The following is a 15,681-nucleotide window of genomic DNA, read 5'->3' on the forward strand; positions in this document are numbered from 1 at the left end:
ATGAATTTTTAGATAATATTTTCAATTCACCACATTATGCGGCGGATGATCAGGTTTGAGCAACACAATCTTCTGTACAACTTGCGGATACGGCTGTGATCGCGTCATATTTGCATTTACTAATTATGTTGACTATTTCTATTCTGTCTGCTGCATCGCAGTGTTAGGCTGTTGACGTTGGGCAACCTGAATTAACAACCTCAATGCGTCATTCACCGTTTTATCATTAGGAAAAGCTTGGGCAACATCGGGATCTAAAAGGACTAAGTTTGTACCCTGACGATACCGCTCAACATACTTGCCTCTGATGCCTCCCTGCATCTGAGCAAAATCGTACTCAGAACGTAATTCGTCTTCCACTTCATTCTCAATTTCTTTCTTCATAAAACCTTTTCTCCTGACGAGTGGCTTTTCGAGCGCTGATAATTCGTCCTCTTTCTCCTCGATCAGTGTGTGCAACGACTAAGAGTTGTCCAAACCTACATACACCAATGATAATGTAACGACTTTCTCCAATAGAATGGTCAGGATCGGGAAAGGTAAAAGATAGCGGGTTGTTAAACACGGTTGCGGCTTCCTGAAAGGAAATACCATGTTTTATCAAGGTTTAACGCCGCTTTGTCTGGGTTCCATTCAAATTCCATGTAAAATGCTCTTGCCGTCTACTTACCTTGACTGGAACAACGTACCTCACCAGATCGGGAACCGCTATATACTCGGTTTAATGCAATATTGTAGCTACAAAAAGCCAGAAATCCCTGATTATGGGGATAATATTTGTCAGAAGCTGTTTGTAGTAAAATTCTTATATAGTAAGAGCTATAGAGTTATTTGAAAAATATCTTGAGCTATATTTATAACTGTGAAATCTGGGTTTGACACAATTGCTGATACAAATCACTCTTGTTACCTCCCCATCGTTGTTTAAGATAAAACTACCACTCAGCTAAAGCGATCGCTATTCCTTGTTGCAAATCTAGTGTGAGTGCGGCGTTATTTGCTAACTGCTGCAATTGTTGATGTGCGACTTCTCCATTCAGATTTTTTAGTGCAGCGATCGCGTGTAGTCTCACCGATGCATTATGATCAGCTAGCAGCAAAATCAATGGTTCAATAGCTTGCATTTCGCCTAACTGTCCTAAAGACAGAGCGATCGCACTTTTGACACTTGCAATCTTTGTAGCTGGATGCTGCGTTAGCGAAGCTCGCCGTTCGCGTAGCGGATCGTAGAGAAGGCATCGCAGTATTTGCAGTAAGATTTCTGCGGCTGGTGTAGTTAACTGCGGCTTTTGCACTCGCCCCAGAACTGTAACAATTTCTTGCCAAAGTGTCTCGGATGTGATTTGGTTAAATGCTGTTTGCAAATATTCCAAACTGCGTGGCGTCCCCACCCAACTTAAAGCGCGGATGGTTTCTAATTGCAGCTTTATCGGTGTCTGGGGTGAAATCAGCAAATCAAATAAGTATTTGGCAGCGTCATTACCACCCATCCGAGAAAGGGAAACTGCGGCAGCACAACAAACATCAAGATTAAAGTCGTAAAGCTTGGGTTGCAGTCTCATTACCAAATTTAATGCTTGGTGTAAGTCGGGGCGAAAACCTAAACCAAGGACTGCTGCACGCCTAACTGTGGCAGCTACATCAGCCAAAGCGTTTAACAATACTGGCGGTACACGTTCGTCATGAAAACTGCTGAGGGCTTCAATTGCGGCGGTGCGGATTGCTGGTTGTGGATCTTGTACTACACTCAACAGTGGTGTGATGGTTTCTGGTTGCCGAATACAAAAAAGCGATCGCACTGCCAAAAGCCGTGTATCTTCATCTAATAGAAGTTCAGAGAGGGCAGCGATCGCAACAGTACCCATTTGCCCCAGTGCTGTAGCTGCGATCGCTTTGAGTTCTTCATCCTCATCATTTTTCAACAATTCAACCAAAGGTGCGATCGCTTTTGGGTGCTGGAATTCGCCCAAAGTCCGTGCTGCATACCAGCGCAATTCTTCCTCTGCGTCTTCATCTTCTAATATGTCAATCAGTGGTGGGATGGCAATCTTTCCCAAATGAGTCAACACCTTGGTCATTTCCCAGCGTTGTTGAAAATCCCCTATCTCTAAGATTGAAAGTGCTAATGTCAGCAGATATTCTCGATTTTTAACTATCTCTGGGTGTTCAGAATCTATCCCTAAGATTAATTGTTGCAAATATTGAATTAGTGATGACCAATCAGCTGCATCATGTGCCGTCTGGGCTTGCACTAAAAGCTGGTTGATGTTACTCACAATATCCTGCTTGAATTTTGAATTATCTAATACTCAACAGCAAAAATTCACTTACCATCTGACGATGGTTCCAAAACCTAGAACACAAGGAATTTCTAACTTTTAATTGTTTAAGTTGGTTTGACTACAACTGAATTACCCTCAATCTTGGCGGCATAAGTTTTCAGCGGATTTGTCGCTGGGCCTTTTTGCACTTTCCCGTCAACCCCAAATTCTGAACCATGACAAGGACAAACGAATTTTTTTGCCTCAGCTTTCCATCCCACGGTGCAACCTGCGTGAGTACAGGTAGGGTTAACAGCTGTCAGATTTGCGGCTTTAGATTTGCCGATTACCAACACAGGCCCAGCGGGTGAGTTTTTCGCCAGCAATTGACCTGTTTTATCTAATTCTGCCGAAGTGCCGACTGTTTGCCAATCCCCAGATGCTAGAGTTGTTGTCTGGGAAGAACAGGCTGCGATCGCTACAGGTAGAGAACTCGCTATCCAACCCAAACCTACCCAATTAATAAAATCACGACGTTTCATAGCTGCTGAAATAATATCTAAGTTTTAGCTAACATCTGTCACTCAATTTTGGATTTTGGATTAATCCATAACAATCCAAAATCGCTTTGATCATCTCAAATACCCTTCATTAAGCGTTTTGCGTCGCTTCTTGAGGACTTTGATGCAAAAAATGCATAATTTTCATCCGTTTTCAGGAATTTTACCAAAAAATTGTCACAATTTATACGATTTTAACAGAAATCTTCCTTTAACTTATGAGTATCCAAATTGTTACATGAACAGTATCTAAAGCTGCTTGACAAATTTTCCAGATGTAAATAGCCACAAGTTTTCCTTAACTAATCACGGTTTTGAAGTTTCGCTTTGGAATGCTCTTAAGTAAAAATAATCAGCCGTAAGCAAATATTAAGTTTTTATTCTCTAACCTTCGTAGATACAACACCTGATGGAACTACGGGTTGGTTGATGTTGGGCAATTATCACCAAAAATTCTCACTCTATTTAGTAATTTGCAACGAGAGTCAGCCTCATGACAGACACAGCAACTACCACTACCAGCCTCAATAAATTCGAGAAATTCAAGGCGCAAAAAGATGGACTCGCCATCAGGGATGAAATAGAGAAATTTGCCGCCTTGGGCTGGGAAGCAATGAACGAAATCGATCGGGATCATCGGCTCAAATGGGTAGGCGTATTTTTTCGCCCAGTCACCCCAGGTAAGTTTATGATGCGGTTGCGGATGCCTAACGGTATTCTCACCAGCAGTCAGATGCGTGTTTTAGCCCAAGTGGTGCAGCGTTACGGAGATGATGGCTGCGCTGATATTACTACGAGACAGAATATCCAATTACGGGGGATCAGAATTGAAGATTTACCAGATATCTTTAATAGATTTCACGCAGTTGGTTTAACCACTGTGCAGTCAGGAATGGATAACGTCCGCAATATCACAGGCGATCCCGTGGCGGGGTTGGATGCAGATGAGTTGTACGACACGCGAGAGTTGGTACAGCAAATTCAAGATATGCTCACCAACAAAGGAGAAGGGAACCCAGAGTTTAGCAACTTACCACGGAAATTTAACATTGCGATCGCAGGTGGAAGAGACAATTCAGTTCACGCTGAAATCAACGATTTGGCTTTTGTGCCAGCATTTAAGGAGGGGACAGGGCAAGAATTTTCCCAATCACCAATATTTGGGTTTAACGTCCTCGTCGGTGGCTTTTTCTCAGCTAAACGTTGTGAAGCGGCAATTCCTCTAAATGCTTGGGTGGCTCCAGAAGATGTGGTAGCTGTATGTAGAGCGGTTTTGGAAGTATTTCGTGATCATGGGCCACGTGCGAATCGGCAAAAATCCCGCCTGATGTGGCTAATTGATGAATGGGGTTTAGAAAAGTTTCGAGCAGAAGTAGAAAACCGTTTGGGTAAATCCTTATTACCCGCAGCAGCAAAAGACGAAATCGACTGGGAAAAACGCGACCACATCGGGGTATATAAACAAAAACAACCACGATTAAATTACGTAGGCTTGCCCATTCCCGTCGGGCGACTAGATGCTGAAGATATGTATGAAATCGCCCGTCTAGCGGAAGTTTACGGCAGTGGTGAAATCCGCTTCACAGTTGAACAAAACATCGTCATTCCCAACATTTCTGACTCACGTTTAGCAACATTTTTAACAGAGCCTTTACTGGAAAGGTTTTCCATTGAGCCAGGTTTGCTGACGCGATCGCTAGTTTCCTGTACAGGCGCACAATTTTGCAACTTTGCCCTCATCGAAACCAAAAACCGCGCCCTGGCAATGATTAAAGCCTTAGAAGAAGAGTTAACCTTCACCCAGCCAGTGCGAATTCACTGGACAGGTTGCCCCAACTCTTGCGCCCAGCCCCAAGTTGCAGACATCGGCTTGATGGGAACCAAAACTCGCAAAAATGGCAAAACCTTGGAAGCCGTTGACATATATATGGGCGGCAAAGTTGGCAAAGATGCCCATTTGGGAACTTGCGTCATCAAAAGCATACCATGCGAAGATTTGCAGCCAGTATTACAAGATTTACTAATCAAAAACTTCGGGGCAAAACTCAAGCAAGAAGCTTTAGCAGTTACTAACCGCTAACTGCTATCTCCCCCAATCAAGAAAATAGCCCCCCTTTTGAAGGGGGGTTGGGGGGATCTTTGCTCGATAAACAAGCTAACCGAACCGTATTGCTATCTCCCCCACTCCCTTACTTCTTCAATTAGAAAGATTGGAATGCTTAAAAAATTATTTTCATTCAGCGATCGCTACCGCATCTTACATCAGACTTGGTTTGCTTTCTTTCTCACCTTTGTTTGTTGGTTTAACTTTGCTCCCTTTGCTACAACCATTGGCAAGGAACTACATTTAGCACCTGAGCAAATCAAAACTTTGGGCATCTGTAACCTTGCTCTCACAATCCCCGCCCGGTTAATTATTGGGATGCTTCTGGATCGTTTTGGCCCCAGAATCACCTATTCAATGCTGTTGATGTTTGCGGTTGTTCCTTGTTTAGCGACGGCGCTAGCCCAAGATTTTAATCAACTAGTCATCAGTCGTTTGCTGATGGGAATTGTCGGATCTGGGTTTGTTGTGGGTATTCGCATGGTAGCGGAATGGTTTCAGCCGAAGGAGATGGGCATTGCTCAAGGTATTTATGGCGGTTGGGGCAACTTTGGGGCTTTTGGTGCGGAGTTTGCCTTGCCAATGCTTGCAGTTTCTACTAGCTTTGTCGCTGGTGGTGCTTCTAACTGGCGGTTTGCGATCGCACTTACAGGGATCATTGCAGCCATCTACGGCGTTATTTATTACAACAGCGTCCAAGATACGCCCACTGGCAAAGTCTACAAGAAACCTCAGAAAAATGGTTCTCTGGAAGTGACCAGTATTAAAAGCTTCTGGGCGATGATTGTCTCAAATTTTGGTTTGATTTTCGCCTTGGGTTTATTAGCTTGGCGTTTGGAACAAAAGAACATTCACTTCCTAACTTTGAGCCAAATGTATCTGACTTGGTTGCTATTAGCAGGATTATTTGCTTACCAAAGTTACAAAGCTTGGGAGGTAAACCGAGAACTTCTCATTGGCAAGAAAACTTATCCTCCATCTGAACGCTTCCAGTTTGGTCAAGTAGCTTTACTCGAATTCACTTACATAACTAGCTTTGGCAGTGAATTGGCAGTTGTTTCTATGCTCCCAGCATTCTTTGAAAAAACCTTTGCTTTAGAGCATGTTATAGCTGGGATGATTGCTGCTACTTATCCTTTCTTAAATTTGATTTCTCGTCCCAGTGGTGGCTTAATCTCTGATAAATTTGGCTCCCGTAAGTGGACAATGACAATTATTAGTGCTGGCATTGGTGTTAGTTATTTAATGGCACATTTTATTAGTAGTAACTGGCCGATTCCGCTAGCGATCGCAGTTACAATGTTTGCCGCCTACTTTGCCCAAGCTGGCTGTGGTGCAACCTACAGCATCGTACCTCTAATTAAAAGGGAAGCCACTGGACAAATTGCTGGGAATGTGGGAGCTTACGGTAATTTGGGCGGCGTGGTTTACCTGACAATTTTTAGTTTAACCGACGCATCTACACTATTTAGCACAATGGGTTTAGCTGCTTTAGTCTGCGCTTTCATGTGTGCCTTCTTCCTCAAAGAACCAAAAGGCTCTTTTGCCGCTGCTTATGAAGGCGAAGCAGGAGAAACCGCAACTCAAAACACTATTTTCTTAACGGAAGAATAGAATTGGTGTCAACTTCAGTTAAAACTTCTTTAAAACCTCGTTGGAAATGCAAATCAAAAGCGGCTCTGCCGCAAGTCAGAGGCAGAGCCTCTCATTAAGCATTCCCAGTCAGAGACTGGGAACGAGACACGAGACAAACATCATATCTCCCCGCTTGCCTACATGTCTCTTGACCTGCAATGCCAATGTATCGACCTGCATTGTTAATGCAAGACCTACAATGCCAATGTCTCGACCTGCATTGTTAATGCAAAACCTACAATGCCAATGTATCAACCTGCATTGTTAATGCAAAACCTACAATGCCAATTTATCAACCTGCATTGTTAATGCGAGACTTACAATACCAATGCATCGACCTGTAAAAATTAACCCACCTACGCAGTAGTAAGTTGGGTTGAAGAAGGAACTCAACAATTATTGATATAGCGTTTCCTAATCAGATGAGGTACATCATAGTCCCCTCCTCGCTTGCTCTTAGGGGGTTGGGGGTGGGGTTCTTGCACCTCACTCAACCGAGAACCGCTATATCTTTATCCAGAATTGGCGTGCAACACAGGAATTTCTCAAACTGTTGCTACATCTGAGGTTGCATAATCAAAATAACAAAATGGTACAACCGCCATGAGTGAATTTACCAAAACCCTTTGTCCTTACTGCGGTGTTGGCTGTGGTTTAGAAGTTTCACCCCCAGCCCAACATGGCAAAGCAACTAATCGAGATAGCCAAGGAAATCCGATTTGGCGGGTGCGGGGTGATAAAGCCCATCCATCCAGTCAGGGAATGGTTTGCGTCAAAGGTGCGACGATCGCTGAATCTTTAGATAAAAATAGATTACATTATCCAATGATGCGAGACTCTTTAGAGCAAGAGTTTCGCCGCGTTAGTTGGGATGAAGCTTTTAATCTCATCACCAAGCGCATTCAAACTGTACGTTTCACTCAAGGGCCAGAAGCCATTTGTATGTATGGTTCTGGTCAGTTTCAAACTGAGGATTATTACATAGCTCAGAAACTCATGAAAGGGTGTTTGAGTAGCAATAATTTTGATGCGAACTCTCGCTTATGTATGTCTAGTGCTGTAGCTGGCTACATTCAAAGCTTTGGCTCAGATGGCCCCCCATGTTGTTACGAAGATTTGGAGTTAACTGACTGTGCATTTTTAATTGGCACTAATACAGCTGAATGTCACCCCATTGTTTTTAATCGACTAGAGAAGTATCACAAAAAGAACCGCAAAGTCAAAATGATTGTGGTTGATCCCCGGCGCACACCAACCGCAGAAGCCGCTGATTTGCATTTAGCGATTCGTCCCGGTACAGATATCGACTTGTTAAACGGCATCGCCCACTTGTTGATGCGCTGGAACTACATCGATACCATGTTCATGGACGACTGCACCAGTAACTTTCCCGCATACGCTGAAGTGATTCGCCACTATCCCCCAGAAATAGTAGCTCGTCAATGTGGAATCAGCATTGAAGATTTAGAAACAGCAGCTCGCTATTGGGGTCAATCACAGCGAGTACTGTCTTTGTGGTCAATGGGTGTGAATCAATCGTCAGAAGGAACAGCTAAGGTAAGAACGATTATTAACCTGCACCTGATGACTGGACAAATTGGCAAACCTGGGGCTGGCCCTTTTTCCCTCACTGGTCAGCCAAACGCAATGGGAGGACGGGAAGCCGGAGGTTTGGCGCATTTATTACCGGGTTATCGGGTGGTAAAAAATCCTCAGCACCGCGCAGAAGTTGAGGAGTTTTGGGGACTCAAGCCAGGACAGATTTCGCCCAATCCCGGTTTGACTGCTTGGGACATGATTACTGGCTTGGAAAATGGCGCTGTAGAGTTACTGTGGATTGCGGCTACTAACCCAGCTGTGAGTATGCCAGATTTAGAGCGAACTAAGAAGGCGTTGTTGCGATCGCCTTTTACTATTTACCAAGACGCTTATTATCCTATAGAAACCTCTGCTTACGCTCACGTTTTGCTACCAGCAGCCCAGTGGGGTGAAAAAACTGGTGTGATGACAAACTCCGAACGAGTGGTAACTTTGTGTCAAGCATTTCGCCAACCGCCAAGAGAAGCTAAACCAGATTGGGAAATTTTTGCCGAAGTTGGACGGAGATTAGGTTTTGAAAAAGAGTTTGCCTTTGCTAACTCTGCTGAAGTTTATGCTGAGTTTGTCAAACTAACTAAAACTCGCCCCTGCGATATGACAGGTATCAGTCACGCGCAATTACAGACACAAGGCCCGACTCAATGGCCTCATTCAAAAATCGGGAGTGGGGAATGGGGAGTGGGGAGTGGGGATAAAACATTCTCTTCCCCTACTTCCCACTCCCTACTCCCTACTCCCTCAAAAAGACTCTACACCGATTTACACTTCCACACCCCTGATGGACGCGCTCGATTTGGGGCATATTACTCAAAGGGATTGGCAGAACCACCAGACCCAGATTATCCTTTTGTGCTAACTAATGGACGCCTTTACGGACACTGGCATACGCAGACACGCACCGGGCGAATTGAAAAAATTTGTAAAATGCATCCCGAACCGTTTATTGAGATTCATCCGCGTGATGCTGCTCGGTTAGGCATTGTAGATAGTATGTATGTAGAAGTGCGATCGCGTCGGGGTAAAGCTAAGTTTCCTGCTAAAGTCACAAAAGCGATCGCGCCTGGTACAGTTTTTGTCCCCATGCACTGGGGTTCGCTGTGGGCAGACAATGCCGAAGCTAATGCCCTCACCCATCCAGAATCTTGCCCCGATTCGCTGCAACCAGAATTAAAAGCCTGTGCGGTGCAGCTGATACCAATTTTGGTGGAAGTTACAATCAAAAATCATCAACTCCAGTCCTCACAATCGTAAGCTGCAAAGTAAACCTCTAAAGTGGTAATTTCGTCAATAATCAATAGTCAATAGTTATTATCATTTTTTATGACTCTCTACTTTTGACTGATACCAATTACCATATCCAAAGAGGAAAAATCTCTAGTAACAAGAGGTTTGACTAGCGTCAATTTTAGCTATGGATAAATAATAAAAAAACAGATATAAAACTTACAAAGCATCTTTTTTTTAATCCTCTAGATAGCTAATTTTGAATACTTTCTTATGACAGATTTCTTTGAATTTGAAGCAGATTTTGTTGATTCTTTGCGTTGCATCCCCATGCAGGTACGCTGCAAATTAGATACCTGTGGCATCAAGCTAAAATTGTCTGATTGGAATCAAATGACTACAGCAGAGCGTCAAGCTTTAGTCGAATTACCTTGCACTACAGAAACGGAAATTCAGTTTTACCACGACCATATCCAACAGATAATTGTACAACGCACGGGTATACCAGCGACAAAATTGCCCATCGAGCCTCATCCTGCATGGCTAGACTCTGCCACTGTCCCAGCCAGCCTTCAGGAAAAAGCTCAAGAAATAGGTGTAACCCTAACACAGCAACATTGGGCAGCTTTAACGCCCTTACAGCGTTTTGCCTTGATTAAACTCAGCCACCCAGGACATGAAAACAAAAACTTTAAGAGTGCGATCGCAGAATTTCATCTGTTTTAATTAGTCAATAGTCATTAACAGAACAAATCTGTAGGGTGTATTACACTTTATTAACTTGCCGCCCTCAAATGATGCATTACAGCACAGTTAGTGCTGTAATGCATCATAAATTCGCACATAGACTAACGCCTAACGTAGCTGACTCTAAATTAATATTTACTTTATAAACAACTATTAACTATTGACTCTAGACTATTGACTATTGACTATTGACTAATAGGTGAGGTTCACAAAAATATGGCTGCAAAGAAGCTTTTGATGCTTGTTGGGGACTATGTAGAAGACTATGAAGTAATGGTTCCTTTCCAGGCGTTGCAAATGGTGGGACACACTGTCCATGCAGTTTGCCCCGACAAAAAAGCTGGCGACAAGGTGCGAACAGCAGTTCACGACTTTGAAGGAGACCAAACTTACAGCGAAAAACCCGGTCACAATTTCACTTTAAATGGTACGTTTGCAGAAGTAGAAGCCGCAACCTATGATGCCTTAGTCATTCCCGGAGGACGGGCACCAGAATATATCCGTCTGAATCAGCAGGTGCTAGAAATCACCCGTCACTTTGCCTTAACGAATAAACCAATTGCTGCCATCTGCCACGGCTTGCAGTTATTGGCAGCTGCTGATGTATTGCAAGGCAAGAGATGTACTGGATACCCTGCTTGTAGCCCAGATGTCAAGAGTGCTGGAGGGATTTATGTCGATATCCCTGTTGATGAAGCAATAGTTGATGGTAACTTGGTGACAGCACCCGCTTGGCCTGCTCACCCCCATTGGCTGGCAGAATTCCTCCGAGTCCTTGGAACTAAGATTGAACACCCAGAACTGGCTACAGTTGTTTGAGGCAACATATCGGAAATCTTTTAGTTCAATCTTCCGGGCAGTTTCTTTCTCTACTCCCTACTCCCTACTCCCAAGGAAATTAGATTATCAGTGGCAAAAACAACAGACAACTGAGAATCATATAGTTTTTTGATGAAACTATATGCAGTAAAAACTACTATTTTTTGATAAATTGCCGTAGGTTTAATTTGCAGCTAGGATGTCAAGAGTACACCACCCATACAATCTGATTGAGCCGCCTAACAAGCCAGGTTTAGGACAAACTCTCAGCAGATGGAATACTTATTTACATTAGGTGAAACAATTTGAAATTTTGCATCTGAAATTTTAAATTTCTTAGCAGGAAGTGAAGCTATAGTGGATTTAGCAATGCTGCTGTTAATGTGGCTAAGGTTAGTCCTGCTGCCAAATTATGTGAAGAATTAGTTTAGAAACGCACTCTAACTCGATGACAGGCAAAAACGCAAGACAAAATGCATTTCTGCGGCTAGTGTCTGATAATGGGGCAGCTTTTGGATCAGAATCTCGCTACTCGCTGCCCCCCAGTAAAGAGATGGTAATTGGACGCGACCCCAGCTGCCAAGTTGTCTTGGATGCCATGATGTACCGAATGGTATCTCGTCGTCATGCGGTGGTTCGTCCTCTCTCTTTATCGCCAGATAGCAAATTCAGCTGGGTGCTTTGTGATTTGAATAGTGCTAATGGCACTTATTTGAATGGACAACGCTTGTATGAATGTCAGGAATTGCACCCAGGCGATCGCATTTCTCTAGGTGCTGATGGCCCACAATACGTTTTTGAGTACGAGTTTACCTCATTCACCCCGGCCACGACAGTTAACCAAGTTACGCCATTACCTTCGGCGACAAACTACCACAACCACACACAATTAAAGCAGCCAGATTCTGTTAGCTTCACGCAGCTTTTTCCGATTATTTCCACTGGTAAAGATTTAACTCGTAAAGCTTACCTCGTACCGGGAATATTGACCGTAGTCTTTGTAGTGTTAATGTTTGCTACAGTCGGTCAGCCCCAAGCTAATCAAGTTATCGTCGCAACTTACATCGCCTTCGCTGCCTACTATTTTGTTTACCAACTTTGCGGTAAACAGAAGCCTTGGTGGGTGCTAATGGCTGCGGCATTGGGTACGATGCTGATTTTGCTCAGTCCGCTGTTGGATTTATTTATCTTCGTGTTTCGCGGCGTCCTGCCTGGAAACTTGCCCTCATCCCAAGAATCTATCACCTTCACAGAACTGCTGGTGCGAATGTTTTTTGGCGCTGGCTTGATGGAGGAATTACTCAAGGCATTGCCTGTACTAGGGGCCTTTGCCATCGGTAGAATGTTGTCTTCACCTTGGCGGGAACGCATAGGCGTCTGGGAACCTCTAGATGGCATTCTCCTGGGAACAGCTTCTGCTGTGGGCTTCACTCTCTTGGAAACTCTCGGACAATATGTGCCAGATATTACTCAAAATGTCACGCAACAGGTGGGTATAGGCGCTGCTGGTCAACTGGCAGGTTTGCAACTGCTAATTCCGCGAATTTTAGGCTCTGTAGCCGGACATATGGCTTATAGTGGCTACCTGGGTTATTTTATCGGGTTGGCTGTTCTCAAACCCAGTAGAAGTTGGCAAATTCTCTCTATTGGTTATCTTAGTGCCGCTGCGCTCCATGCTTTGTGGAATGCTACAGGATCAATCAATGCCTTGCTGTTGGTAGTTGTTGGGGTGTTATCTTATGCCTTTTTGATGGCGGCAATTCTTAAGGCACGGGTGCTGTCACCGACGCGATCGCAAAATTTTGCTACCCGATTTCTTGGCCCAAAATAAGAGATGGGGCAGGGGGAGTAGAGAGAAGTCGCAGCGGCGGCTACCCTGCGAGTTCTCCGTACCCCTTCGGGGAAGCAAGCTACGTGTAGCGGATTATAGAGAAGGAGTACCGCCGTAGACGCTTTGCGGCTTGCCGCAGGCATCTGAACTTCGGTAGGAACAGGGGAAGCAGCCAGAGAAGAGGATATAAAAGAACTCTTGAGCGTTGACTTTTGACTCTTGACTTTTGAATACTTATATCTTGGGATAGATGGCCTAATCTGAGAATTAGCTTACTGTAATGTTACTCTAGGCTCACTATACAAAAAGACTAAAAATTAGTGGATGCTTAAAATTGCAGCACAAGCGTTGCTAACAGATAAATCTGCCTGCACCTAAAATTTATGTATGTAGAAGAGAGATAGTTGACTCAAGTTATGGTTCAGACTGAGACTTGTTGAGTTGATTGAAAGCATAGGAAGCGATCGCTAAACTGACCTTTGCTTTCTCTACTTCTGATAAAGCTGTCCACTCGCTATTTTTAAGATTACTAATTGCAGATGCCGCGTTTTGCGACTCACTACTTCGCATAGCGTAAGTAAAAGGACGAGCCAAAACTAAAAGATCCTCTGTTCCCCAAGTTGGTAGTACTGTCTGAACACACTCAACCAGTTGTTCACCCATTGTTTGCTGGGCAGCAAAAATTTCAGCAGCTTTCTGGGCGATGGTGTTGAGCAATGCTTGAGGGATATAGGCGGCAAAAGTAGTACGTAGTGTTTCTTGAAGATTAAGCGCTAGTGCCTGTTGGGGATTGTGATTATGACTTGACGCAAGGGAGATATCAGACCAAAGTGTGTCTAGATGGCTGTAAAAATCTTGCGATCGCGTTGTCAGTTCTTCCTCAAGTAAATCTTGCATTCCGAACTGTTGTTCTAATTCCTGAAAATAAGCTTCTGATTCTTCATCAGCTGGATTCCAGGGATAGGTAGCATCGTCTGGTTCTAGTAACGCTTCCAATAATTCTAAATCTACTTGAGATGGCAAAGATGAGAAAGTGTCTGAGCCGTTAATTTTTTTAGCCATTTTTTCTGACCTCAAGATTATTTGGTGGTATTGACAGCTACAATTCCTCAGAAGAGATTTCCGCAAAAATAGTTGATTTTTTCTCCAGTAAAAACAGATTTTAAAAGCTGATGCTAAAGACTCAAATCCATTTCTGCAATAGCTCTGCTAGGAGTCTTCAATAATAAACTCCCAGGTTTCACCTCTAGCACTTCCAAACTTTAACTGCATTCCCGATTTCAAGGGGACTTCCTCTCGGAGGATTTGTTGCCAACCATTAGGCGCTAAAAACCAGGTTGTCCCGTAGGTGGAAAAATCTTGCAAGTAATAAGTTCGCACCAGTGTAGCATCAGTAAGAGTATTGCGGCAGAAGATTTCGGCGTGACGTTTAGATACAGATGGTTCGGGGATGACAATATCATTGTCTTTCGTGCGACCGATGCGGGTGACTCCATAACGCAACAACCAGGTTTTACCTGGGGTGAGCGATCGCAAAGAAGCAGTCAGAAGCGGGGAACCTACATCAGGAATCGCTGTGTCTGGTAGCTCCGTAATCCCTTCATCCAAGTTCTTAATGAGTTCGCCATTAAAATCTGGATGCAGGTAGAGAACAGGCAAAGTCCAAGCAGGTTGATTAAATTTATACAGTGTTAACAACTCTTGCCTAGCCTGTGCTACGGCTTCATCAATTGGCTTGTGCAATCGCAAAGCTTCGGTAAAAGCTTGAATAAAACTGTGGCTTTCGTGGTCAGCGATTTCATCACGCATCCCTAAAACCGCAGGCACACCATGCCGAATCAGTACTTCTGCTAAACTGCTGGCAGGTATCGCTTGATGATTGCTAGCAGCTGGTTGTGCGCCCCAACAGGCGTTGAAAACCGCTAGTTTCACACCTGTACGGGTCAATACTTGCGCCAATTCTATCCCATTCAGGGGCATGTCTGGTTGCAAAAACAGTAACCCCCCGTCTGGGTCTGGCAAACCATGTCCAGCGTAAAAGAAAACATTGTATGCTCTGGTTTCTAATTCTTGAATCAACTCCTGTGGAGTTGGTTGTAAGAGTTGATTGACTATACAAGGTGCGTATCTTTGGGAATTACCACCCACAGGCGTATCTGCAAGACTTTGCTGTAAGATAGCAGCTTCTTGTTCTAGTTGCAGCTTTTCATCATGACCTAAAACCAGCAGGATACTTAAAGCCTGGTCAGTTCGCAAATACGGTAAGGCATCAACTTCACTGCTGGTGCGACTAAATAGCAAATCTGGGGAGAGAGACATAGCCGATTGACCAGGCTCACGCTGCATAATTTCCCAAGGGAGAGCGATCAGATCCGGATCGCGAATTTCCAGTCGAAAGCGCAAACGTGTATGCTCACCCATAGCAATACCGCGACTGCGTTCTAGACTACCGAGAATTTGTCCGTCGAATACCCAGCGCCATAAATTCATTCCCAAGTATTGCATCAGACGACTGCTGTAGGGGCCAGTGGTTTGACCTGAAGAGGGTGAAATCCAATCTAGGGGGAATGGGTTGGCCTTTTGAGATGTTGAGTTTGGGGAAATATCTAGGCGACTATGACCAGCAAACATCTGCTGCCATTCTTGCCAGACTTGATTGAGTTCAACAGGCCATACAGAGTCACGTAAAACGTAGCCACTGGGATAGGGAGCGTTGACCACCCAAATGGCGAAGTTGTCAGTGCCAGTGTTTCGGAGACGGGCGATCGCCAAATTCAGGGATGGCATGGATTCATAAAACTAAAAGCTAAAAACAAATAATTTCAAATAACAATTCTTCAAGCTGAAAATTTTCTACTTTTTTACCTTGTAAATTTTTTACTTTGGTTGTTACCTGTTATT

Annotated in this window: 11 protein-coding genes and 1 pseudogene; 6 read left to right on the plus strand and 6 right to left on the minus strand. The window is 44.0% G+C overall.

Annotated features, from left to right (window positions below):
• Window positions 1-138: 138 nt before the first annotated feature.
• The 4 genes and pseudogenes from V7K30_RS32320 to V7K30_RS32335 form a co-directional block, all read right to left on the minus strand.
• On the minus strand, window positions 139-384 hold the full coding sequence (locus tag V7K30_RS32320; protein ID WP_335006404.1) for a hypothetical protein: 246 nt from the start codon (window positions 382-384) through the stop codon (window positions 139-141).
• Window positions 368-644: pseudogene (locus V7K30_RS32325) on the minus strand (BrnT family toxin). The gene V7K30_RS32320 and the pseudogene V7K30_RS32325 overlap by 17 nt, the downstream one beginning before the upstream one ends.
• A 291-nt stretch (window positions 645-935) precedes the next feature.
• Window positions 936-2,279 carry a HEAT repeat domain-containing protein gene (locus V7K30_RS32330; protein WP_335006604.1) on the minus strand — a complete coding sequence of 448 codons (1,344 nt, stop codon included), beginning with the start codon at window positions 2,277-2,279 and terminating at the stop codon, window positions 936-938.
• A 107-nt stretch (window positions 2,280-2,386) separates the two neighbouring features.
• Window positions 2,387-2,803 (minus strand): QcrA and Rieske domain-containing protein, encoded by a 417-nt coding sequence (locus V7K30_RS32335; protein ID WP_335006406.1) that lies wholly within the window; start codon window positions 2,801-2,803, stop codon window positions 2,387-2,389.
• A 511-nt stretch (window positions 2,804-3,314) separates the two neighbouring features.
• On the opposite strand from V7K30_RS32335, the gene V7K30_RS32340 reads away from it, so the two are divergent.
• From V7K30_RS32340 to V7K30_RS32365, 6 genes are all read left to right on the plus strand, one after another.
• On the plus strand, window positions 3,315-4,901 hold the full coding sequence (locus tag V7K30_RS32340; protein WP_335006408.1) for a ferredoxin--nitrite reductase: 1,587 nt from the start codon (window positions 3,315-3,317) through the stop codon (window positions 4,899-4,901).
• Between the two features lie 135 nt (window positions 4,902-5,036).
• The gene (locus V7K30_RS32345; protein WP_335006410.1) at window positions 5,037-6,539 is read left to right on the plus strand and encodes a NarK family nitrate/nitrite MFS transporter; all 1,503 of its coding nucleotides are present in this window, start codon (window positions 5,037-5,039) and stop codon (window positions 6,537-6,539) included.
• A 624-nt stretch (window positions 6,540-7,163) separates the two neighbouring features.
• Window positions 7,164-9,410: a molybdopterin oxidoreductase family protein gene (locus tag V7K30_RS32350; RefSeq protein ID WP_335006411.1), complete on the plus strand. Its 2,247-nt coding sequence runs from the start codon at window positions 7,164-7,166 to the stop codon at window positions 9,408-9,410.
• Window positions 9,411-9,656: 246 nt separating this feature from the next.
• Complete coding sequence (locus V7K30_RS32355; protein ID WP_335006413.1) at window positions 9,657-10,109, plus strand: nitrate reductase associated protein; 453 nt, start codon at window positions 9,657-9,659, stop codon at window positions 10,107-10,109.
• A gap of 237 nt (window positions 10,110-10,346) precedes the next feature.
• Window positions 10,347-10,949 (plus strand): DJ-1/PfpI family protein, encoded by a 603-nt coding sequence (locus V7K30_RS32360; protein ID WP_335006415.1) that lies wholly within the window; start codon window positions 10,347-10,349, stop codon window positions 10,947-10,949.
• A 448-nt stretch (window positions 10,950-11,397) separates the two neighbouring features.
• Entirely contained in the window at window positions 11,398-12,780 is a 1,383-nt protein-coding gene (locus V7K30_RS32365; protein WP_335006417.1) for a PrsW family glutamic-type intramembrane protease, read from the plus strand.
• 414 nt (window positions 12,781-13,194) lie between these two features.
• On the opposite strand, the gene V7K30_RS32370 is transcribed toward V7K30_RS32365, so the two are convergent.
• A complete protein-coding gene (locus V7K30_RS32370; RefSeq protein WP_335006419.1) occupies window positions 13,195-13,842 on the minus strand; it encodes a hypothetical protein in 648 nt (215 codons plus the stop codon).
• Window positions 13,843-13,989: 147 nt separating this feature from the next.
• A complete protein-coding gene (locus V7K30_RS32375) occupies window positions 13,990-15,567 on the minus strand; it encodes a CHAT domain-containing protein (RefSeq protein ID WP_335006421.1) in 1,578 nt (525 codons plus the stop codon).
• Window positions 15,568-15,681 lie beyond the last annotated feature (114 nt).

The organism is Nostoc sp. (genome assembly GCF_036917655.1).
GTDB lineage: Bacteria > Cyanobacteriota > Cyanobacteriia > Cyanobacteriales > Nostocaceae > Nostoc.